Source organism: Streptococcus sp. KHUD_018, assembly GCF_054861215.1.
The window spans coordinates 289667-312104 of record NZ_CM142176.1 but is presented as its reverse complement, the minus strand read 5'-3'; the positions used below and the strand labels follow the sequence as shown (position 1 = coordinate 312104).

At 35.9% G+C, this 22438-nt stretch carries 21 protein-coding genes; all 21 read right to left on the bottom strand.

What is annotated here, in order from left to right; translation table 11 throughout:
• Positions 1–12: 12 nt before the first annotated feature.
• The gene (locus ACVBD2_RS01755) at positions 13–1086 is read right to left on the bottom strand and encodes a hypothetical protein (RefSeq protein WP_461685944.1); all 1074 of its coding nucleotides are present in this window, start codon (positions 1084–1086) and stop codon (positions 13–15) included.
• A 13-nt stretch (positions 1087–1099) separates the two neighbouring features.
• A complete protein-coding gene (locus tag ACVBD2_RS01750; RefSeq protein WP_050223646.1) occupies positions 1100–1438 on the bottom strand; it encodes a hypothetical protein in 339 nt (112 codons plus the stop codon).
• Between the two features lie 91 nt (positions 1439–1529).
• Positions 1530–3380, bottom strand: a complete 1851-nt coding sequence (locus ACVBD2_RS01745; RefSeq protein WP_461685943.1) for an AAA family ATPase — start codon at positions 3378–3380, stop codon at positions 1530–1532.
• A gap of 2 nt (positions 3381–3382) precedes the next feature.
• Entirely contained in the window at positions 3383–5128 is a 1746-nt protein-coding gene (locus ACVBD2_RS01740) for a type IA DNA topoisomerase (RefSeq protein WP_129313575.1), read from the bottom strand.
• A gap of 161 nt (positions 5129–5289) precedes the next feature.
• Positions 5290–11394 carry a PBECR4 domain-containing protein gene (locus ACVBD2_RS01735; RefSeq protein WP_461685942.1) on the bottom strand — a complete coding sequence of 2035 codons (6105 nt, stop codon included), beginning with the start codon at positions 11392–11394 and terminating at the stop codon, positions 5290–5292.
• A gap of 11 nt (positions 11395–11405) precedes the next feature.
• Positions 11406–11666 carry a hypothetical protein gene (locus ACVBD2_RS01730; RefSeq protein ID WP_006155102.1) on the bottom strand — a complete coding sequence of 87 codons (261 nt, stop codon included), beginning with the start codon at positions 11664–11666 and terminating at the stop codon, positions 11406–11408.
• Between the two features lie 117 nt (positions 11667–11783).
• On the bottom strand, positions 11784–14120 hold the full coding sequence (mobP2, locus tag ACVBD2_RS01725; RefSeq protein WP_461686290.1) for a MobP2 family relaxase: 2337 nt from the start codon (positions 14118–14120) through the stop codon (positions 11784–11786).
• Between the two features lie 49 nt (positions 14121–14169).
• The gene (locus tag ACVBD2_RS01720) at positions 14170–14619 is read right to left on the bottom strand and encodes a hypothetical protein (protein WP_001069605.1); all 450 of its coding nucleotides are present in this window, start codon (positions 14617–14619) and stop codon (positions 14170–14172) included.
• A gap of 10 nt (positions 14620–14629) precedes the next feature.
• Complete coding sequence (locus ACVBD2_RS01715; protein WP_084910549.1) at positions 14630–15418, bottom strand: DNA/RNA non-specific endonuclease; 789 nt, start codon at positions 15416–15418, stop codon at positions 14630–14632.
• 2 nt (positions 15419–15420) lie between these two features.
• Complete coding sequence (locus tag ACVBD2_RS01710) at positions 15421–15768, bottom strand: hypothetical protein (RefSeq protein ID WP_461685941.1); 348 nt, start codon at positions 15766–15768, stop codon at positions 15421–15423.
• Complete coding sequence (locus ACVBD2_RS01705) at positions 15761–16078, bottom strand: hypothetical protein (protein ID WP_044021400.1); 318 nt, start codon at positions 16076–16078, stop codon at positions 15761–15763. The genes ACVBD2_RS01710 and ACVBD2_RS01705 overlap by 8 nt, the downstream gene beginning before the upstream one ends.
• Positions 16079–16490: 412 nt before the next feature.
• A complete protein-coding gene (locus ACVBD2_RS01700) occupies positions 16491–16778 on the bottom strand; it encodes a hypothetical protein (protein ID WP_461685940.1) in 288 nt (95 codons plus the stop codon).
• Between the two features lie 121 nt (positions 16779–16899).
• Positions 16900–17724: a hypothetical protein gene (locus tag ACVBD2_RS01695; RefSeq protein WP_461685939.1), complete on the bottom strand. Its 825-nt coding sequence runs from the start codon at positions 17722–17724 to the stop codon at positions 16900–16902.
• Positions 17725–17740: 16 nt separating this feature from the next.
• Positions 17741–18751, bottom strand: coding sequence for a hypothetical protein (locus ACVBD2_RS01690; RefSeq protein ID WP_125849326.1), 1011 nt, complete (start codon positions 18749–18751; stop codon positions 17741–17743).
• A gap of 1 nt (position 18752) precedes the next feature.
• The gene (locus ACVBD2_RS01685; RefSeq protein ID WP_461685938.1) at positions 18753–19238 is read right to left on the bottom strand and encodes a hypothetical protein; all 486 of its coding nucleotides are present in this window, start codon (positions 19236–19238) and stop codon (positions 18753–18755) included.
• Positions 19225–19446: a hypothetical protein gene (locus ACVBD2_RS01680; RefSeq protein ID WP_049494004.1), complete on the bottom strand. Its 222-nt coding sequence runs from the start codon at positions 19444–19446 to the stop codon at positions 19225–19227. Before ACVBD2_RS01680 ends, ACVBD2_RS01685 begins: the two co-directional genes overlap by 14 nt.
• Before the next feature lie 67 nt (positions 19447–19513).
• Positions 19514–19960, bottom strand: a complete 447-nt coding sequence (locus tag ACVBD2_RS01675; RefSeq protein WP_461685937.1) for a thioredoxin domain-containing protein — start codon at positions 19958–19960, stop codon at positions 19514–19516.
• A complete protein-coding gene (locus tag ACVBD2_RS01670) occupies positions 19957–20379 on the bottom strand; it encodes a hypothetical protein (protein WP_461685936.1) in 423 nt (140 codons plus the stop codon). Before ACVBD2_RS01670 ends, ACVBD2_RS01675 begins: the two co-directional genes overlap by 4 nt.
• A gap of 15 nt (positions 20380–20394) precedes the next feature.
• The gene (locus ACVBD2_RS01665) at positions 20395–20598 is read right to left on the bottom strand and encodes a hypothetical protein (protein ID WP_000878299.1); all 204 of its coding nucleotides are present in this window, start codon (positions 20596–20598) and stop codon (positions 20395–20397) included.
• Positions 20599–20606: 8 nt separating this feature from the next.
• Positions 20607–20768, bottom strand: coding sequence for a hypothetical protein (locus ACVBD2_RS01660; protein ID WP_461685935.1), 162 nt, complete (start codon positions 20766–20768; stop codon positions 20607–20609).
• Positions 20769–20856: 88 nt separating this feature from the next.
• The gene (locus tag ACVBD2_RS01655; protein WP_461685934.1) at positions 20857–22359 is read right to left on the bottom strand and encodes a primase C-terminal domain-containing protein; all 1503 of its coding nucleotides are present in this window, start codon (positions 22357–22359) and stop codon (positions 20857–20859) included.
• Between the last annotated feature and the right edge of the window lie 79 nt (positions 22360–22438).

Sequence of the window (22438 nt, the reverse complement as noted above, 5' to 3'; positions counted from 1 at the left end):
ATTTTTCCTTTTCTAATTTTTAAGATAATTTGATTCTTTTGGTTCTGTTTCTACAACAAATCCATATTTTGAAGAATCAGAAGCTTTTACATCAAAAGTTAATCTAACGCTAGATGATTTATCCCCTTTTTTGACGGACAGGATATAGGAAACCGTATATTTTTGAGTTTCTGAATCATAATTCAATTTCTCTAAAATAACGGACTGTAAAATCCCTTCTTTTGGTTTGGTAAATTTTGCATCACCTTCAGAAAGAAAATCTACTAGGTTTTCTTTTTTGCCCGAGTAATAAGAAGGTAAGAAATAACGGCTAAATACATCAACTTCATTTTTTGTTGAAATGATAAGTTGAGTATTTTTTTGTTCCTGATATAAGAAATTTACTTTTTCGGACTGGTTTGATAGTTGAGCGAAAGCAAAAAATACGCAAATGATATTTATTACTGACAACACTCCCAAAACACCTAAAAATAGATAAAATTTCTTCAGAGAAGTTGACCGCTTTTGAGATACGGGAGGCACAATATCTGTTTGATCCCTTGCATTTGGGACAGGTGGCAGGCGATTGGGTTGCGAAACAGCCATCGTCTCACCTTCAGCTGGGAAAAGAGGAAGAGAAGAATCGGACAATCCCATACTTTGTTTATATACAGGATAAATCTGATTCTCAAAGTACTCCCTTTTTTCTTGATAGCTGTAATTTGCAAATTCAGAGCGAGTAAGTATCGCTTGAATGAGGGGAAGCAAGAGGTTTTCATAGTCTTCTGTAATGAGGAAGGGACTAGCGTAAACCTCTCCCTCTGTCACCACGCTTTTTCCTTCCAGATGGGCGATTGCTACTTTTTTCAGCTGAAATTGACCATACATTTGATTCAACTCTCTAAATAACAACTCGGCCTGTTGAAATGTTAGGTAGGGGAAATTTTTTGAAATCCTCTGAGAATAACCAGAACTATGATCCAATACTTCAATAATAGCAAGTAACTCACGATCATCCTCTGGGCCTTTTCCATCTTCCCAGGTGATTTCTAAAAATAGATCATCTGTAATCGTACAGCGACCTTTATTAAAGAGTGAAAAAGCCATAAATTACCACCCCTTAACTTCTCACGAAATCAAAAATCCATTCAATGATACTTGGTCCCGCTGAAACACCAATAATTGCAATTGCAATTGATATCCAATTCTTTTTCATTGAGGCTTTTAACTCCCGTCCACCAAACGCATAAATGAGCGAAGTGACAACGGCAGCTAGCCCAAATAGTGCAACACTGACTAGCTGAACTTTTGTAATTCCTTGTTTCGCCAAGTTATCCGACTTAGCAAATGGATCGTCCGCATAGACTGTAGATCCTGTTAGAAATAGGGAAAGGCTCAATAAAAACATCTGTGATTTTGTTTTTACTTGCTGAAGTTGTCTTGTCAAATAATTTTTCATAGAAATCCTCCTTTGTTTTTTTGACAACGTTAGTATAATAGATAATTGAAAAAAATTTTTTAAAGGGACAATCATTTTTTTAAGGTGAGTTTTAAGAAAATAATGCTTCACCAAATGACGTTTTTTCAGCTTCGACATCGAATAATATTTTTCTTTTGTCTTCACGGTGATACTCATCTGGTGCATCACCTTCTACCCAAAGATGAAAATGATACTCTTGGTTGGAATCAGATAAGTTCAGAAACTCTTTAGAAATTAAAGGAAGTACTTTATGCTTAATCACTCTTTCAAGTGGCCGTGCACCATCTTTTATATTTGTTCCTACATCCAATAAATAAGTAACCAAACTTTCTTCATAAGAAAGAGTCAACCTTTGATTCTTCATTCTTTCTTCGATTTCTGATAGATGTTTGACAATAATTTCCTTATTCACTTCCTCGTCTAACATATTGAAAATCAATTTATATTCAATTCGATTGAGAAATTCTGGTCTGAACCTAGTTTCTAACTCCAACGTCATGCTCTTTTCAAATTGAACTTTGTCCCTGTCGGTTAGCTTTTTAAAATTCCCTTTCAATTCGTACTGTTTAATAATTTTTTGAGAACCAATATTCGTAGTAATAATAACGATTGTATTCTTAAAACTCACTTGCCTTCCAGTTGAATCAGTCAAGCGCCCTGCATCAAGCACCTGCAAAAATAAATCTACAACTTCTGAGTGTGCTTTCTCCACCTCATCGATCAAAATAACGCTATAAGGTTTTTGTTTAACTTTCTCAGTCAATTGTCCTTTCGTTCTAGTTTGGCGATCGCCAATCAGCTTTGTGATATCTCCCTTTTGTTTATACTCAGACATATCAAAGCGAATGATTGCCTCTTCATCATCAAATATTCCCTCTGCTAGTGCCAAGGCAAGCTCTGTTTTTCCAACCCCAGAAGTTCCTAGAAACATAAAGGAGGATAGAGGCTTTCTTTGATCCTGTAAACCAGCTTGTGCAACAGTTATAGAATCCACAACAGCATCTACAGCCTCATCTTGGCCTTTAACACGTCGTGACAGCTTTTCTTTTAAACCATCTAGTCTTTCCTTGTTACCTTTCAAAATCGTCGTGACAGGAATACCTGTTTTATTTTTCAGCACCTCTGCAATTTCTTGCTTCCTGACATCGCCTAATCCATTTGTAGAACAAATTGTTGCTGCTTCATCTATTAAGTCAAAGGCTTTATCAGGTAAAAATTGATCAGGTATGTAGCGGACAGATAGAAGTACAGCTTGTTTTACAGCATCAGAACTAATAGACACCTGATGAAAATTTTCGTAAATAGTTTTAGCTTGCTCAAGAATTTCAATCGCTTGAGTAGTTGTTGGTTCAGAAACCCTAATTGGCTGCATCCTTCGCTCAAGCGCTCGGTCCGTTTCAATATATTCATGAAATTCATCTAAAGTAGTTGCGCCAATCAATTGCATCTCACCACGTGACAAAACTGGTTTAATAATATTTCCAGCATCCAAAGCGCCCTTATCTGAACCACCAGCACCAACAATAGTATGAAATTCATCAATAAAGAGAAGATTCTCTCCTTTGGTTTCTACCATCTCCTCAATAATTTTTTTAAACTTAACAATAAATCCTCCATCCTCATCTGACATTAAGCTAGATAGTTCCAGAGAACGCACGGTCAAATTTTTTAATTTTGGAGATACCTGGTTTCTTAAAATGGCTAAAGCAAATCCTTCAACAATAGCTGTTTTTCCAACTCCAGCTTCTCCTACCAAAATAGGATTATTCTTAGTTCGCCTGAGAAGAGTGGTCTGAACAGCTTCTACTTCTTTATCACGTCCGTACACCTGATAATCTTCCGCTTTTTTTGAAACTTTTTCTGTCAAATTATCTGTATAACGATCTAAATAGGGTGTTTTTTTCCTTTCTTCAGTAGTCACACTTAGTCACCTCTTTCTTTTACTTCCTTGATTTGAAGAGTGAGCTTATCTTTTATCGCATCCACAAATTCTCGTGGATTGATTGTCCCTTCTCCAATCTGAGATAGAAACATTTCCCAGCCTCCTGTTGTCTCTGGATCAGAGAATTCATTGTCATAGAGATAATTGATAAGTAGATAGGCCTTATTGGTGGGAGTTAGTTGACCTGTTTTTTTATCTTTAACAACATAACCCTTACTTTGAATTTTTTTAATGATTTCTCCTCTAGTGGCTTGTGTTCCCAAGCCATATTTAGGAAATATTTGGCCAATCAATTGGCTTTCAGTTAGTCTTTTAGGTGGTTTCGTTTCACCCCCTACAATCTGAACCTGCGTATCAATTTTATCTCCCACTTGATAATCAGGAACTTCAACTGGACCTCGTACCTTTCGTGAACTCCATTCAGCCCATCCTAATTTATGAAGCGTTCTACCCTTTGTTTTAAAAACAAGACCATTATTTTCTACTTCAATTGTTTTGGTTGAATAATAACAATCATCCGCAAACATCAAGATTGCCTGCTTCACAACTGCTTCATAAATCAGTCGTTGGTCAGTTTTTAAATTTGAAAGGTTTGGAATTCTTTCAGTCGGAATCAAGGCTGAGTGGCTTGTACCAGATACTTTTTCATCATTGACATAATCTTCTCTAGGCTCCAAAAACGCTGGCTGAAAATGACAATTAATAGCTTTTTGATAGGCAGATAGATTTTCTTTTAAATCGTTAAACTCAAATTGATTGATGTATTCTGAATCTGGTCGTGGATAGGATAGAAATCCTTCCAAATACAGTCCCTCAACAATGCTCTCTGTTTTATCTGAGTCAAATTTCCAAGCACTTGCTGCAAAACTTTGTAATGCAGACAAGGTAAATAATTGTGGAGCTGATTTCTGATGATTTTCTACCTCAACTGAAGAAATAACAGAGGTGGTTGATAATCCCCTTGAAGAGGCTAAAATAGCCTCACTATCCTTAGTTTTGTCTTTTGTGGTGAAAAATACCCCATTTTTCTTATCCTCCAACTGAAGCTTCCAATATTTTTCTGGAGTAAAGTTGCGAATCTCTAAATCATTCTCACAAACTAGTCTGACCGCTGGTGTTTGAACTCGGCCAACAGATAGATGGCTACCTTTTGTTCGAGGGAGTTGCCCTCTTGCTTGAAGATCAATCGTTGCAAGAGGTGATAAATTCATGCCTACCAACCAATCGCTTTGTGCACGTGCTTCAGCTTCTAAATAGTAATTATAGGTTTCTGAAGGTTCCTTCAATTCCTGAAAAGCTTTTTGAAGAGTTTTCTTTGTCATGGAGCTTGCCCAAAGACGTTTCCAAATTTTCTCCTTGCCTCCTGGTATATGCGATAAAATAGAGTACGCAATCCGCTCTCCTTCTCTATCAGCATCCGTCCCAATAATCACTTGATCCGCTGCTACCACTTCATCATAAATTCTCTTGAATTTTTCTCTTGAATTTTTGTCCTCTTTGAGATGTTGCTTAAATGAAACATTTGTCAGAGGTAATTTATCAAGTGACCAGTTGTCTGGTTCACTGTATTCAAATAGGTGCCCTTCAGCAGCCACCACATGAACTTCAGCTGGAAAATAGAGTGGTTGCCTGATAACATAGACACCTTTCTTTTTACTAAATTGTCCTAAAGCTGTAGCGTAAGCTTCTGCCTGTTTCTCTTTTTCAGCCAGAATAACTATAACCATATCATTCTCCTTCTACTTCATTTTCTGTCATTGTAAGCTATAATTAAAAAATATTTTGTAAAGGGACATTGACACAGAGTAGAACGAGTTCATATCAAAGAACAACACAAAAAGTTATATAACTTTTTATACAAAAAAGAGGCTCATAAAGAGCACTCTTTCTATACTTTAAGCCCCTTTTTTGGGCTTTGGATAAAATTTTGATTTTGTCCCACCTGTCTATTCAACTGATAAGGCTTTGTATGTTGTTCAACACTTTTTACAATCTTAGATACTGTTCCATGAATCCGTTTCATAGATTGCGCTAGTTGTTGATCATCAAGAGAGGTCAAATTATCAGTCCAAATTGCCATATAGCGAATGGCTTTCTCAGAGGTATCTAATCCAAAATGGTTAGAAACGAGATAACTTGTCATCTCAGCTTCAAGTTCTCTACGATCTTTTGAGACTTCTTCCTTATACGAGTTAGCAAATTTAGGATTATGTAGACTAGCATGCGCCAACTCGTGAATAGTGGTTGCAACGACTTCTCCAGGAGTATTATCTGGATTCAAAAGTATCTTTTGTTCATCTGGATAAAAAGCTCCTTTCGCACTCCTCAACTCTTTTGCATCGTCTTGATAGATTGTTACCCCAATATTCTTAGCATAGTCTGAAAGTCCTTCAAGCACCTCTTTTGTACGAATATGATCCATATTAAAGTTATAGTGACGATTTGGCATCGCTTTGGGATAAAATTCAGGCTTCAAGGTTGTTTGGGACAACTCAAATACTTTATACGTAGCGAATTTAGCTAAGCCTGTATTTGAATCTCTTTCTTGGAAGAAGCGAGATTTCAATTTTCCTTCTTTCTTTAAAACCTTTTCTTCAGGTGTCGCTTCAGAAAGTCTTTTATATTTTGGATTGCCTTTTCCATTTTTTACCTGGTTCCCATTTTCATCCAATACAGGAATCATTTCAACCATCATAGGTCTAAACAAGGTAATATGTGATTTTTCTCCTGTCTTAACCGAAAGATTGTTATGGACAACTTCTCTTGTTCGACCTGTTTTTTTATTGGTATAGGTATTTCTAGTTTCAAATACCTGATCTGAAGTAATCCCAAGAACTTCCCCCATCGATTGCCATTGATTATAGGTTGCGACTGCACTCGCTCCTGGCCACTGTTCCTGAATCAAAGCTACATTTCTAGGAGAAAGTTCTGGAAACTTACTCATAAAATTCAGATACTCTTCTAACCGTTCTGGTGTTTCTGTGTACTCCCTCACTTTTTGAAAAGCAACTTCACTCAATTCATGAGGCGTTAAAGTAGCATAATCAATACTACTTGAGTTTACTTCAGGGGTTTCCAAATCCGAAATAGATTCCTCTTTCAGAATCTCCTCTACACGCTGAAGCAAATTAGTTTTAGTTTCTTGCTTAGAAGATTGAAAAGCTACCGTTTTTCTTGTATCAGGAGTTTGACCTTCTCCTTCTTCTATCAATCGAGACGATTCATTTGCTTCCAGGGAAATCTCCTTATTCACCTCTTTATTTTCCAGCTGAGAAAGAATTTCTTCATCCATCGATGCTAGTTCAGATTGACCGTTGAGTCGACGATATCCTAACCCTAGCATTTGTGAAATTGGTGTAGTCTCATCTCCAATATCATAACGAATTCCCTCCTTAATCACTTCACCGCCTGGAGCATAGACATCAAACTTAATTTTGGTAGGAGGGATATAGCCTTCAGTATTGCCTGCAGTTACTTGTTTCATTCCTTCTTGATGAATTGGATAAAAGTCCTGATTGGCCTTATATAGCTCCCTAGCAAAATCTTGATAAGATATCAGCTCGGTCTCTTTAAAGGGCAATTTCGGCCCACCTGGGCGATCCTCAGACCATTGGAGACGTACATGGTAGTTTTCCTTATAAATATGGTCTTGTTGCCATTCTTTATAAAAATCTGAATTTGTATCTAGGAGATGATCTTTCCCAGCTGCAGCAACAATCTGATCAAATTCATCATTGTATTTCTTCGCATAGTCAAGATATTGATTCCAGGCTTGATGAAATTCTTCTGGCGTTTTTGAGATATCACTAGGCACACCTAAATTATAGACAGTATCTAAGACTTGAGTAAAGGTAGCTGAATCAAGTGAGGTTTTATCCAGTGTATTCTCTGGAGCTGGTGGTTCAGGTTCTTCAGAAACCTCCTCATACTGTTTATTTTTTAAGACAGATAACATTTCCTCGCCACCATCTTTAACATATTCCTCATTAATTGACAGTTGCTCAATCTGGCCATCTCTTTCTCTATAGACACCGAGAATTGTGCCAGTATCTATATCTTCCAGTTGTTTACTTAAATCCCCCTTCACTCTCATTAAAGATGCAGGGACATGAGTAAATTCCTTTTCTTTGAATAACAATAACAAATCAGTATCTTCAGGTCTAATTGCTTTTGAAAGATCCAGATTATTAAATTTCTTTACAGATGAAAGATCGTTAAACACAAAGGAGTCTGACTCTATCACCTCAGGTAATAAGTTCAAAACTTTTAGTTTATCCGACATTCCCTGCGCAAATTTTAAATCTTTGAAATGCCCTTTTCCAGCTGCAACATCTTCAACAAATGACTCAGACAAATGTTCTACCCACTCATTATATACAGGTGTTACTCCAGTTAAGTGCATCCAATTTTTCTTATCAAATTTAACATTTAGAATTTGGAATTGCTTTTCTTCTGGATTCTTATAAACATAATGGATACTTGTCCCTGACATTTCTTTTAGATACCATTGAGCCGAGTCTCTCATTGCGTTTGCGTATAAATTTAACGTCCGCATGTTTTTTTTGAATATTTTATTTGACATTCGATCCTCATCGATGGTAAAATGAAGATGAACATTGGCAGGAAAATCAGGTTGAGAATTTTTCTCAACGGGCTGCGGTGCTGTCCCTGGAGTTTCCACTCCTAAAAAACTGGAATTGCGATTCAATAGTTCGCCCCCAGTGTTATTAGAAAGCTCTTGATTTTGATCATGAGCTTTTTTTGTAATCTCGTTTAAAAACTCTTCATCTTCTTTCAATCCACTATTAAAAGTCCAGTAATCTAGTTCAAAATAATTCGACTTTTTCAAGAAGTTCTCTAAGTCGTCAAAAACGTAGTTTTCTCGCAGTAACGCTTTATTTTCATCAAAAAGAGACTCCCAATCTTTAACAACAATGTATTTTAAACTATCATAACCCATTTGAGTAGCTAGAAACTCCGTTTTACCTGGTTCTGAATGGTATTTAAAAACAATATTATCTTCTTTCTGGCTAAGTGAACCATATTGGCGATAGCCAAACTGACCATCCTCAAATAAATAGAATTCAAGCTCACCGTCGCTTTGATAAACACGCCAATAATCGCTGTATAGCTCATCTTGTTTTAGAACAATCACTGGTCTAACTGGCTCCACTTCTTCTGAATCCTCCATTATCTTAATAGGATGAGTCTCAAGACGTGACATCAAGTTATCCAATAATTCATGGTTTAACACCACTTCTCCCTCTTGCTCATTCAAATAGTGAAACAATGTATTTGGTGTTGTCACAAAACCATGGGCAAAGTCTCTTGTTCCGGATTCAATCAATGGATACTCCAACATTCGCTCAACCGATTGTGATAGATTATCAAGGGTTCTTTCACCAAAATAGACGCCAAAACTGTCACTTGAAAGGCTTTCTATCTGCTTGTTGGTATTGTAGGCTGCTATTGCAAGTTCACCAATAAACTGGGTTGAAATATCTACTCCCAAAGCTCTCTGATGAGGTTTCAATGCTTGATACAAGGAATCCTGTTCAGGAGTCCCTTTTGTCTTGTATAAATCAACCGTTCGATCATCAATAGAGCTTAAAAGTGAATGAATAGGAGACAGCACTTCCATTCGCTTATCATTGAGATATTTTGTAGGATGGCTATTTCCCAACTTCGCAAAGACATCATACAGATAGAAATCTGGTGCAAATTCGATTGATAATTCTCCAGATTGAATCCGATTATTTAATTCCTTAGTTAATGCTTCGTTTTCCCGTTTCACCTCTTCGTAGCTCATCGTTCTTCCAGCATTCTCCTCTGTATTGGCAATAGATTCTTGATTTTCTAGAGGATGTTTTTCTTCTGATTCAACTGACCGTAATTGGATATTTTCTTCAGCTGGAATTTGAGACCGATAGTCATAATCTGCCTTTTGTGCCTGTTCAAAGTAAGGACTTGGAAGAGTTTCTCCCAATTGCGTTGAAAGATCACTGTCTTCACTACCAATATCATATCGAAAATCATCTGTCAGACGACTCCCCTTTTCATCTTGCAATGCAAAATAAGTTTTATCATATCCCAGGCTAAGCATTCTCAAATTATTCTCTTCATACAATTGAGCTATAAAATCCTTATATGGAATCACATCTCCTGATGAGAATTTCTGAGATAGATTTGGATTTTCTGTAAAATCAAAGGCTACAAATAACTCTGGAGGCACTGAACTTCGCTCTTCCTGTATCATTGGTTTTACTCCAATATTTCCTTGCGCTTGTTTGGCAAGTAATTCATCCACCTTCAGTCTTTCCTCGTCTGTTTTCGGATGATACTTGATTTGTGAAGATAATTGAAACTCTCCTTCTTCAGTCAACTCCAGGGCAACTCTTCGTAACCCTTTTACAAAATACGTATTTGGTTGTTTTTGCCACTGGTTCACTAGCCCTTCATCAATTAAGGCTTGAGTTGCTGGTTGAATGCTCGTTTTACCCATTTGTTCAGATATGGCCTCAAGTCTAGTCAACTCTTCTTGATAGCGTTTGAGAGTAGCTTTGGTAAAGAACGACTCCCCACGTTTAGCTTTTTCTAACTCTTCACGGATTCTAGGTATATTTTGAACACTCATCTCCAGACCACTTCCCTGACGATTCAACCCCATTTCTTTCAAATGTTGTTGGTGCTCCAGGCGCTCTACTCGCTCTTCCTGTTGCCTAATCTCATCCATCTTTGAGAAGACTTGATCTTCTATTTGTTCTTGCTTACGTTTAAAGCTAGCACCTCCTCGCTTATCATTCATGGGTTGCCCATTTGTTAGCGCTTGGTGGGAATAAGCCCTTGAAATAGCCTCGTCTTGTTCACCCCTTAGTCGTTCCAATTTTCGACGTGCCTGTGCAAGACGACTGTTGTCAGGCTTTTCTTCCTGTTGATTCTTTAGAACATCATTCCAGTCCGTTTTATCTTGTCCTGGTCTTAGTTCTGGTAGATCTGAATTGATAACAGCTCCTTTTGCCTCTAATTCTTGAATGAATGTTCTACCTGCTTCATCATTATCTAAAGCTAGAGTAATCAAATCCGCATTTTTCCCATCTTCAAAAAAGTGATGATCAATAGCTACTTGAAGCCCGTCCGCTAATTGTTCAGGTGTCCATCTTAGCGGTTTTCCTGATATTTCAGCTTGAATTTGAGATAGATGACGGCCTATAGTCGATTCTTTCAAACCATCCATAGAGACTAATCTGACGTCCTGAAGACTATCTTTGTGCAATTCATAGTAGGACATTAAATCAATTGGACTCTCAGTGAAAATCAATCGTTTTGGACTGCCAATATCAACATGAATACCTGTCATAGGATCGGAGTTTTTCATAATCACTTTAGCATATCCATGTTTTGGCCACTTCTCCCAATTCTCCTGTATTCCTTGTAAAGAGGCTCCAACAACCTCACCTGAAGAAGAAAGGGACTTGAAGACAATAACTGGCTCAATCGCATTTGTTGAATTTCCGCCATTACCTTCCACAAAGTAGTCAAGTTTGGCATTAGCTTGGGCTAAAATACCCTGTTCCAAAAAATAATCAATCGTTTCATCGGATAGCCCACGTTGATTTCGTAAGTAGTCTCGTCCAGTTGATAACGGCTGCTCATATTTCTCAAGATAGTATTTAAAATCTTCTTGAGGCCTTTCAACCAGTTGAAACTCTTTAAAATTTCCATCATTTAAAAAATCTACCGATTGGTTAAAATCTACTTCCTTTATCGTCTCAACCAAAGAAATCGCATCACCACCTGTATTTCTAGAAAACCATTTCCATAAATTTTTATCAGGTGAAATAACTAGGCTATCATGTTCTTTCCATCGATAGTCTCGTCCAGATCGAACCAGCTCCATCTGAAGCTCGTTTGCAACATCCAAAATATCTCTAGAACGTGCAAATTCAACACGTTCTCTACGACTTTTCCCACGTCTTGATTCTTGTTCTGTCATATAAAATCTCCTTAAAATCCTTCATACTGTGGTTTGTACGGCTCTTTCTCTGCTTGTAGAAATGTTTCTGGATCTAAGTGAACCAATTCCCCTACTGAAAAAGATTCAAATAGCTCAGAATTTTCCTTAAAATCTAGAACCATTTCTAAATCAGAATTTCTTCCTTGACCCTCAAAATGCACTTGCTTATTATCGGCATTCATTGCCGTAATTAACCATTCAGCTGAAAAGTCAAAGTCTTCAACTGCAACATCTGGAAATAATAGCTTCATTTTTCTTCTCCTTTCTCTTTTTATCTTTCTATTCTATGCAATAACCAAGAAATTCCAGTTAAAGGGACAATAGATTTCCATTTTCAACAAAAAAAGTCATTGCTTTTACAATGACTCTTATATACTTTGTCCTTTTTCCTCAAGTTCTTGTCTCTCATCACTTCTCTCACGTTCCATGAGGGCTTTTTTATTTGCACGTTGGGCCCTTTGAAGAGAATTGGTCAAATTTCTCATGAAATCTGTATTGATGATTGCTTTACCTTGAGATTGTTGGACGTTTTTTCTTTGCAGGTTCTTCCTTTCTTGCATTTTATGTGAAACAGCTTGAGCTAACTGACTTTTCTGATTGCTTTCTTCCTCTGGCAATATTTTTTGATAGAGTGATTTGAGTTCAGAAAATCCTTTCGCATTCTCCTGTTTTAATTTTTGAATAGTAGCTTGATCAGTCGTTTGTGAAATTTCCTTGTTTCGACTGTAAATCTGATGTTTCAGCTGAAAAATAGAGATATGGGTCTGTAGCTCTTCTATATAGCTATCTTTCGTCACAGGATAGCCCTTTAGAATAGTCAGCACTCCTTCATCTTGAAGAGGTTGAACTGCCGCTAATTCTCCCTTCAGACGTTTAATTGGTGCTTGAATTGCTAACGAATCAGCCTTTTCTACTGAAAATGAAACACTATCTTCAAACTGGTTAGCAAGAGATTGTTTTAGAGATTGGTCTGCTTCACCTAGTTTATAATTTGGAGTCAGTTGCAATTCAGTCAGCTTCAGTCTTTGTTGAATTTCTTTCTTTTTCAATTCAACAAATGGCTTATCGGTTTCAAGTGGTTGAATTTGATCAAAAAGAGTTTTACGTACTAATAGACTACTCTGCTTTTCTTCCAATAAACTCAATTTTAAAGCATAGCGAAATGTTCCTAACTCCTGGCGCTCTTTTAATGAGCGATCACTTTTCTTTTTAGCCGCTTCTACAAGTTCTTTCAAATCAGCTGAAGAAAATAGCGACAAGTCTCTTAAACTAAGTTGCTTCTCCAGTAAGTCTTCTTTCATCTGACTCACATCATAAACTAATTCCGTAACATATTCAGGACGTCCCAAACCTGTTCCGTGTTTATCATAAGCAGCATAGACTGGTTTTGTGATTTCAAGAGGTTTTGCCCCATCTTTCAATTCATAACCCAGTTTTTTCCAAGCATCTAGTGTTTTGATAACACTTGCATTGGGATCCTGTTCTAAAATCATTTGTTGATTCTTTACTGAGAAATTGGCCAAATTTTTTTCCAGCCGAACATCAGCTATTTCAGGAGCATTCTCACGAAATAGGTGCAAGATTCTATTTGCTAATCGTTCTCTCAACTCTTTTTCTCGATTCGCTATTAATTGCTGCAGATGATAGCCTGCAGCCTCCTGTTGTGTTTTCTCAACACGACCATCAAGTTTCCGAATCTTTTCGTAGGTTGATTTTTTTCCAGCCGAATATGCTCCTCTATAGGTCTCTAGGAAGTCCTTCGTTTCTTTCAGAAATTCTTGATAGAGCTCCTTCCCATCATTTTCTAAATAGGAATCCAGATAGCGATCCAGGAAGAATTTACTGACTGCAAAATCTTTTGCATTTGAGCCATAGCGCCATTTTTTATTCATAGGCAAATGATTATAAGCCTGCTCCAAAAAATTTTTTTCAGCTGAAGAACGCACCATCTGATCTCTAAATACAGAATTGATCAACTCACTTCTGATATTGGCCAAAATTTGTTCTCGTCGAACAATCATTCCTCTAGTCTGTTCATTTAACAGGCCATGAAAAACATCGCTTTTAAAACGTTCAATGGTCTTCTGGGAAAAGTTACCTCTATATTCCATTCGTCCACGAGGCCGATAGAAAAATTTTTTTCTTGCAGACTCGACTTCTGATAAACCAAAATGCACATGAATATTATCCGTATTCAAGTGAATGTTGGCCCACCAAAATGATGAATCAGATAAGCCTTCTTTTTCAATCAATCTTGGCAATGCTTCACGTATGACCGACTTGATAGCTTGCTGATCGACTTTCCCAGTTTCCAGATCATATAATCCCTCCCTGGCCAAAAAATCATTATCAAAAGAGATAACACCCTGCCATAGAAGAGAGCCATTTTGATAAGCCTGTTCTAAATTATTTTTCAATTCAGTTACTTTGCTACGCTGCAAATAATTGGCCTCTTTTGTAAAAATCGCTGTCATCTCTTCATTTTGGTTTTCAGTAGCATAAGAGCGATTCATGTAATCAATGTATTCCTGAAAATTTAGTTTCGTTTCTGGAACTTCAACTTGAATTTTTTGTAGTTCATCTTCAGTTAGAGACTCAATATTTTGTCTGTGTGTTTCTAAATTTAATTCATTATCAACCTCAACAGCTTCATCTCTATTGGTGTAGTCTACAAAGCCACTATTTGCTTCAGTGTATTGCAGCATGAAGGTAATACTTGGACTAGACTCACTCACGAGTAAGGTCTCCTTTCAATTAATGAGAATGTTTAATTGTTTGACCACGTGCAACATCTTCTTGAATGACATCATTAATTCTTGCCATTAATTCATGCTGTGTAGGATCCAGTCGTGAATGAATAGATTCCAAATCTTGAACATCAAAATCATCTTTCGTAATAGCATGAAAGTTGGTTAGTGTTAAATAGAGAATTTGATCAAGTTGACGATGAATTGCCTTGTTGTCATTTCCAGAATCAAAGGCATCCCCCAAATTTTTTTCCAGCTGAGTCAGTCGCTCATAGAAATTTTTTCCTTCTCCTAATTCAATAAAAAGTTTATAAAAAACTTCAATCAAAGTGACTAGCGTTGCTGAATTATTTCGATACTGTTTCTGCAAAGCAGACGATTCTTTCAAGTAGGATTTTATTTCCTTAAATTTTTCATGTGTTTCTTCGCTAAAATATAAGCTAAGTCTTGGATTCATTTTTCCCTCCTCAATTTTTCTGAGATGATCCTGTCAAATAATTGATTTTGTATCCTGGTTGAATATTAAAGATATATACATCAAATGAGATCTCATCATCTTCAATACTCTGCGCTTCCATACGAACTCCTCTAGCAACCAATTCCACATTTCTAAATATAGGAGTTACTCGATAGCGGACATGGTGGTTCGTATTTTTTATGTAGTTAGCAATTTTATTTTCATAGTAAACCATTGATGATTGTTCATCTTCAAAATTTGCATTTAAAGCACGTGTACCTGTAAATAAATTTTTAGCATTCGCATTCTCTCCACTTAATTGAAAACCGATTAAGTGAGAACGATTATATAAATAATCTTCTTTCCCGTTGAAAATTATTTTTTTATTTTTCCATCCTGTTGGTGTGATAGACGAAATAGATTCTCTATCTTCAGTTGGCATCAATTCTTTTCCCAACATCGCTTCAGCAATTCCTACACGATTTAAAAAATCTAGATCAGAATATTTTTCCCAGCTGCCATTTTCTAAACTCAATTCGCTTTTTGTAAATTGTGATTTTTCATTGACAACAATCACTTGATTTTTTCCATCATACTCCTTCGATTTCAAATCATCATTTTTTAGAGTAGAATTCAAATTTGAGTTGGGATTTTTTTCTTCAGCTGAATCGGCTATGTTCAATTGATTCGGAATATCATTTTGTGTCAAGCCAGATTTGATAGCATTAAAATTGTTAGGTTGTACGATAAAAATTGCAAGAAAAATGAGAATGATGAACAGAGATTTATTCTTCTTCATTTTCAAACACCACCTGACCGTCGTTCCGCTTCAAGTGCTGATACATCATCCATAAAATGTAACCAACTTGTGATTAGTTCATTTACAATATCTTGTTTAACATTTAAAGCTGAAAGAGAAATTTCATTCTTCAACATCAATTCTAAAATCTGCCTTTGTTGTTCTTTGATATCAGATAATGTTTCTGCAAATTGATTATTGTACAAATTCAGTCCGTCATTCATTACGATATTTTGAACTTGCGACAACATAAATTCATTAAAACTTGGATAGTTATATTTTTTTGAAATAGCCTGAAGTTGTTCAAACATATCATCAGGAACATTTCTAATTAAAAAATTTTTAGTCATCACTTTCCACCTCCCCCTCATACTCTAACCAACGTGAAATATGATCGCCATAACAATCCATTTTTTCTTCAAATTCTGAGAGTATCCTTGTCTGTTTTTTCATTTGTTCCAGAACATGGTCAGAAGCTAATTTCATATTTTCTAAATGAGCCACATACAAATCTTGAGCACGATTAAATTTTCCGTACTCAATTTTTTCACGACAGATTGAGAGCAGAAAATCATTTAATGATTTGGCTTTATTTTTTTTTGCAAGAGCTTTTAGATAGCTAACCTCTTCCTGTGTTAATCCTCTAATGAGAAGGTTCATCTGTATCCTCCATCTTATTATTTATTGTCCCAAAAGCAGGACTTCTTTTTTCTTTTGTCGAAGCAAAAGCAAAAAGAAGCAAAAAAGAAAACTTCAACCTCGCAACATCACGAACCGTCACGGTTCTATTTTTGCGGTTTTTCAACACACTAACACACACAGAGGGACTAAGGTCCTTTTTAGGTGTGTTGTGGTAGAAAAGAGCATAAGGGAAACTGATATCACGTGCCGTGATATGTTGATAGTATCAACGTTTCCAATGATATCAATTTTCTCGGTTTCACCTACTTACACACACATGCTATACTTACCTTTACACACTTTATAGGTGTTATACTTACACTGTATTTCTTCTTTACATACTTTTACCTACACCGTTTTTGACTTCGTTTAGAAGTTCAAAACTCAAAAATTAAGACTGATCTTCAGCTGGAAAGGTTCCTTCTTCACGATTTTTCTTAGCTGCTAAACGTTGTTCTTTTTCATCTTCTTTGATGAGGTTTAATTCCATTTTTAACTCTTCAAGAATTGATTCATACGACTGATTTTTATTTTTCTTCAATTGAATTTGAACATAGATTTTACCAATTTGTTTTTGAAGATTCTCTTCTGCTTCTTTACGTTCCTGTTCCAAAAGGGCAACTCTTTTCTTTGCTTCTTCCAGTTGATTATCAATTTTTGTTAAATCATTTTTAGCCATGATTACTTCTCCTTTTTATTTAATTGATCCTATTGTAATCGAAAATCTCAAATTATTTTTTAAAGGGACAATCATAAAAAATAAATCCCCTTAATTCAAAAATTAAGGAGATTTTTGATTGCTATTTATTGGTAAACACAAACTCGCCTTTCATAGAAAATGCACTCTTTTTACTTACATCAAATTGAATCAGCCTGAAATAAAAATCATGTTTTTTTCCAAATGGGAAGACACTAAATACTGGATGATACCATTCTTCAATATCTACAAATTTTCTTTCAAGAGGAGCTTCAGAACCATTCCATGATTTTCTATGATAGGAAATACCTGTCCATTTTTCTCTATTCAAAAAACTTAATTCTACAATATCTTGATAATCCTTTTTCACTGCTCGCTGGTTAATCGTAATCATTCGTTGGTTTGCATCACCTTCATCAGCATCTGTAAAAAGATTGGTTTTAGGAGGTAACTTATCTTTTAATTTTCGGATTCCAAGATAGTCCTTATTTAAGATATTTTTGAATAAATAACGCTGAAAAAGTTTTGCTTGAAACCACTTCATGAAATAATAAATACCAACACTAAAGATTGTGGCTAAAAGCCAGAACAATGATTCATTTTCTTGAAATGGAAAATCCACTGCGATTGAAAAAATCAAGCCTAACACAACACTTTCAAAAAATGAAAAAATAAATCTCTCAACACCAAAACGCAATTTTGAAAAAGGAACGACTAAGATAAAAATAACCATCAAAAGTCCTAAATAATTTGGACTAATTTCAAGTGTTGCTGAAATTTTTTTAATCAGAACAGCGCCTGCAACCATTAAAAAAAATAAATATTGCCATTTAAAGGCTTGTCTAATAAGCCAATTCACTCCACAAATTGCAGATAATTTATATCCCAATTTATCAGTTTCTTTTACCATTTTAATTAAATTTTTCATTTTATTTTACCTTCCTTTAATTCATTTCTACAGTTTCAATAGGGTTTGAAAATTCAAATGTACCATCTTTGACTGCCTGTTTTTTCTTGTCCAAGGACTCCAATTTAGCCTTCAACTTTTCAATGTTTTTATAGGCCGTTTCAATGGTTCTGTTCTTCGTTTCGATGTTTGTATCCAGCGTAGCAATATTCTTTTGATTGGCTTCGAGATCATCACCTGTTAGATATTTTGCTTCTGCTTGAAGACTCGCTTTTCGTGAATTATCATCTTCAATAGATTCCTTCAATTGAGAAATTGATGTTGTCAATTTTTGAGACTGTTCGTTCTGGAAATTGATCTCTTTTTCGATTTCCTGAAGAGTAAATTCTTCTCTGGAGACAACTTCAATAGCTTTGATTTCAAGCTGAGGATTTTGAGGAGTTACAAAGAATTGTACAGTGTCCTCTTCTCCAGATTTCTTCTGAGAAACCTTTTTGGAATCACTGGATGGCGATGAAATATTCACATCAATTGAACTAGAAGAGACTGTCTGATTCGTCACATCGATCGCAAATGCTCCAAAATTTTTCGGAACACCTTTAATAATAACTGATACTTTATTATCAATGATTGGTACAACATCCATCTCTATTTTTGAGTCTTTATGCTGCGCATAGAGTTTCCATTTCAATCGTTTGGCATCGATGCCCCGATCTATCGAAGTCGTAGCATCTTTCGTCTCAAATTGTAAAACGATAATTCCAGTATCTGGTGAATATTCCTGGCTAACAAGTTTCATCTCACCACTGCCATTCGCAAAAATCTGCTTTGTTTTGAGTTGTTCTGAGGTATATGTTTGTCTTTGTGGTGAGAAAATCGCTCCCATCAAAAGGCTTAACCAGGTCAAAAATAACATTGAGAAAATGACTAGTTTTCTCTTAATAATATTCTCTTGAAACCAAACTTTAGTCTTAATAAATGGCTTCAAAATTGGGCTAGATTTTATCTTTTCAATCCAGCGCTTGGATATTTCAATTAAAGTAGACATTTTATTTCTCCTTCCTAATTTTTCCATAATACTGATTTGTTAAAGAGGTTATATCCGTCTTTTTTTCAGTACACCACATTCCATACAAAGATAAGGAAAAAACTATAATAGCTACACAAATAGTTACAAATATATCTCTCATAAACTCGAAATTTCCCAAATAAAAAGATTCAAAGACTGTCATAAAAGAAACGTCTTTCACTCCAACTAATTGAAAAAAATTTGAATTCATATGAACTAAATTTACTGCTACATATGCAATAAAGCCCAAAAAGAGATTGATTGGCACTAAAGCTAGCAAAATATAAAAAGATATGCCTCCTAAAATTGCAAAAACTTGATACTTCTGATTAGTTGCAAACAACATATCAGAAGCTGACACACAATCGAATTTTTTTGGTTCATTCGATAATGTATAATTTTTTATACCTCTCAAATGTTTGTTAGCTCTTTTCTGCTTCAGACTAGATGATTTAGTTCTTCTCATGCTTCTTATATCCTTTCCAAATAAATGAAACCTTACTTTTCGGCCAAACACTCTTTAGTAACATTAAGAAGGCTAATGGCAGCCTTTTCGTTTTGATTTCATTTCCAAAGTTATCACATATAGTTATCCTGAAGAGCGGTACGAACCAGATCGCAATCAAGACAGTTCCAACCACGCCATGCGCAATAGCATTTAAAAATTGATACATACTACCTCCTTAGACATACTTCAATCTGTGAAAAGCTGTCTCGGCCCATTTACTTAGCTTTACCCTTTTAGTCATTTATGGCCTCCTGAATACTTTTCTCATCTGCTACAATCTTTTCTTCTGAATCTCTTGAAGCATATAGATATTTCTTTATTTTTCCCTTACGAATCTTGATGATAGTTGCAGCTTTTTCAACCTGATATTTTTCTACCAACTTTTGACCTTCTTCTGTCTGAGTGTCAATGTAAAATGTAGGATAGGAACCTTTATTGGCTGCATCTACAACTACACTTTTCCCAACCTGACAGTAAGGACAATCTTTTTTATAAAATACTAGATTTACATTTTGATCGAGTACAGTATCCTGGTATTCCTTCTGAGTGAGGTGAGGATCATAATCTAAGATAAAATGATCTTTATACACCCCATATCCTCCCAGAACTGCAAGACTCACAAATAAAATGACAAGAATAACCCCTAGAACTAACTTAACATGCGTAAAAAGCTCTTTCATCCTATCTCCTCCTCATCCATAAAATCAAATATGGAACCTTGAACATAATCAATCTTGGCCAATTCTTTTATTTCTAATTTCAAGTTAGTGAACGTTGTCATCACTTCTTGAAAGAGTAAAGGATCAAATTCCTCGGAATCCAATACACGGACAATTGGCAACATTGGATAATGATCTCTCAACTCTTCCTGCAGGTAATCTGAAATCATTTTATCATTCGAGATAACACTATCTACTCTAATGATCGCTGGAATGCTAGAAATACTCTCCTCGTTTTGATAAAAAGTTAAAGCCACATCCCCTGCAGAAACAGAATCAAATTTTAAGTTATCCGATGAAAGTTTAAAATAATAAGCCAATGCTTCCTGACCAACCCCTGTTAGGTAGTATCCACGGATAATTTTGAATAACTCTGACATCAACCTGTCTCCTTCCTAACAAACTTTTAGAAGCCTAAACGGAGCTTGATACACATCAGGATAGTGAATCAGTCTCTTTTTTCTTTGTTCAGGAAGTGGTTTACGGTAATGCTTTTGAAGATACTGAAAAGCTAGTCCCAAGGTATCAAAAACTAAAACTTTATTCTCCCCATTACAAATATAGTCACCTAATTCAAAACTGAAAATTACATACTTCATTCTTCTTCTCACTTTCTATCTTCGCCAACCATTGCCAATAGATCTGTCTCTAATTCAAAATCATATCCGTTTTCTAAACGAACTCGTTGACGAATCCCTATAAGTGAGAAAACTAATAAAGATCCTCCGACAAATATAAGACTAAATAGTCCAGCTAAAATCAAAATCATATCATTCCTCCATAGATTATTTTATATACATTTATATCTTAGCAGTAATCGTAGATATAAATGTAAGGCAGTCTGCGGGTTTTTAAAATTATCCAATATCAAGCTCAAATAGAGATAGTTGTTGTGTTTGTTTAAAGCCATCTTTAACCCTTTCTATCACTCTCTGAGTGAACTCTATACTTTCTTCAAAGAAAGCAGCAATATTGGCCATATAAGCCTCCTGGCGCTCTTTCTTCACCTGGATAAGGGAAAGCAAGATTGCTTTGATAGAGGCTAATCTGATGCCTCCTCCACGGCCATGTTTGACTGTGAAGAAGATCTTTTGTTCTGTTTTGAGAACCTTCAATACTTTGTCTAATGAGCGCTCAGGAATGTTCAACTTCTCTCGTATCTCTTTTTTCGTCGTCTGGATAAATGGATCCTCGGATTGATAGAAACCTTCTAAATAGGCCATTACGTCTGTTTTCCATTCATAGAGATGACTATTCTTCCTGTCAGCACGTTTCTTCTTAAATTTGTACCAACGTTGCTTCACAAAGAGATCTGAAGCCTTGAGTTCCTGATTGACCCATGCTTTACATAAAGTCATCACATAATCACGACTAGCAGCTTCATATTTTCCTGAGTAGGCGCTTGTGATAATCTTATGATATTCAGCTGAAGAGAGTGGCTCGTCTAGATTCGCATTAAAACTAGAAAGAACCTCCTCACACTCTTCCTGATCGATTCCTGAAGAGAAGTTGGCTAAAGCTAGCGTGAAAAGAACGTTGTTTCTTCCCATCAAGGCTTTTCCACCTTTGATATTCCCCTCTCTCATCAGCAATTGATACCAGGGCTCATCAATCTGTTTCACCCCTTCAGAGCCTGAAATAACTGTCAAATTGGGCTTTTTACTTGGGAAAGGAAGTTTTGATTGCTTCATTGACCAATCTAACCACTCCTGGAATGAATAGGTATAGTCAGGTTCAAAGAATTCGACATTATCAGTTCGAGGAATCCGAGCAATTCCAAAATGGTTACAGGTTATATCTACTGGTAAGGTTTGAGCAAAGTAATTTCTCAAATTTTGAGAGATTGCTTTGGCCACCTTTACCACTCGAAATTGGGAATGAGCTGTAACATAAGCCGATTCTGAGAGGACAAAATAGGCTTGAAATCCTTTATCAGATTTTAGAATCAACGTTGGCATAAAACCTAGCTCCAGAGAAGCGGTTAAAATATCTCCTGTCGTCATTTCTTCAGCTGCAGAGGTAATATCAAAATCAATGTAGAATGTGTTAATCTGTCTTAGATTATCTTCAGAGTGGCCACGTGTAATCCGTCGACCAGCATCACTATAGCTTCCATAGCAATACACATTAGGTGTCCAGTGTGTAAACTGATCCTGGTTCTCAAGCAATGATTCGACAGAGGTTAAAACAACACCACGTGCCTTCACCATATTTGCTTTTGAACGATAAGCAAATACAGACCCTCGTCTTCCTTCTTCAGCTGAAGAGATGAGCTGTAGATGGCTATTCTTAAATTTTTGAGTTCTTAATCCGTCTTTTGTGATGATGGATAAGCATTTTAATAAATCAATCTTTTTCATGGTTTTTAGGACTCTCATATCCCTTCACTAGTTATAGTTTGAAGTCAAGTACACTTATAAAATAAATTTCCAAAAATGC

Coding starts and splice junctions, on each gene's coding strand:
- ACVBD2_RS01755 (WP_461685944.1), bottom strand. CDS start 1,086: ATGGCTTTTTCACTCTTTAATAAAGGTCGCTGTACGATTACAGATGAT.
- ACVBD2_RS01750 (WP_050223646.1), bottom strand. CDS start 1,438: ATGAAAAATTATTTGACAAGACAACTTCAGCAAGTAAAAACAAAATCA.
- ACVBD2_RS01740 (WP_129313575.1), bottom strand. CDS start 5,128: ATGGTTATAGTTATTCTGGCTGAAAAAGAGAAACAGGCAGAAGCTTAC.
- ACVBD2_RS01735 (WP_461685942.1), bottom strand. CDS start 11,394: ATGACAGAACAAGAATCAAGACGTGGGAAAAGTCGTAGAGAACGTGTT.
- ACVBD2_RS01730 (WP_006155102.1), bottom strand. CDS start 11,666: ATGAAGCTATTATTTCCAGATGTTGCAGTTGAAGACTTTGACTTTTCA.
- mobP2 (WP_461686290.1), bottom strand. CDS start 14,120: ATGCTGCAATACACTGAAGCAAATAGTGGCTTTGTAGACTACACCAAT.
- ACVBD2_RS01720 (WP_001069605.1), bottom strand. CDS start 14,619: ATGAATCCAAGACTTAGCTTATATTTTAGCGAAGAAACACATGAAAAA.
- ACVBD2_RS01715 (WP_084910549.1), bottom strand. CDS start 15,418: ATGAAGAAGAATAAATCTCTGTTCATCATTCTCATTTTTCTTGCAATT.
- ACVBD2_RS01710 (WP_461685941.1), bottom strand. CDS start 15,768: ATGACTAAAAATTTTTTAATTAGAAATGTTCCTGATGATATGTTTGAA.
- ACVBD2_RS01705 (WP_044021400.1), bottom strand. CDS start 16,078: ATGAACCTTCTCATTAGAGGATTAACACAGGAAGAGGTTAGCTATCTA.
- ACVBD2_RS01700 (WP_461685940.1), bottom strand. CDS start 16,778: ATGGCTAAAAATGATTTAACAAAAATTGATAATCAACTGGAAGAAGCA.
- ACVBD2_RS01695 (WP_461685939.1), bottom strand. CDS start 17,724: ATGAAAAATTTAATTAAAATGGTAAAAGAAACTGATAAATTGGGATAT.
- ACVBD2_RS01690 (WP_125849326.1), bottom strand. CDS start 18,751: ATGTCTACTTTAATTGAAATATCCAAGCGCTGGATTGAAAAGATAAAA.
- ACVBD2_RS01685 (WP_461685938.1), bottom strand. CDS start 19,238: ATGAGAAGAACTAAATCATCTAGTCTGAAGCAGAAAAGAGCTAACAAA.
- ACVBD2_RS01680 (WP_049494004.1), bottom strand. CDS start 19,446: ATGTATCAATTTTTAAATGCTATTGCGCATGGCGTGGTTGGAACTGTC.
- ACVBD2_RS01675 (WP_461685937.1), bottom strand. CDS start 19,960: ATGAAAGAGCTTTTTACGCATGTTAAGTTAGTTCTAGGGGTTATTCTT.
- ACVBD2_RS01670 (WP_461685936.1), bottom strand. CDS start 20,379: ATGTCAGAGTTATTCAAAATTATCCGTGGATACTACCTAACAGGGGTT.
- ACVBD2_RS01665 (WP_000878299.1), bottom strand. CDS start 20,598: ATGAAGTATGTAATTTTCAGTTTTGAATTAGGTGACTATATTTGTAAT.
- ACVBD2_RS01660 (WP_461685935.1), bottom strand. CDS start 20,768: ATGATTTTGATTTTAGCTGGACTATTTAGTCTTATATTTGTCGGAGGA.
- ACVBD2_RS01655 (WP_461685934.1), bottom strand. CDS start 22,359: ATGAAAAAGATTGATTTATTAAAATGCTTATCCATCATCACAAAAGAC.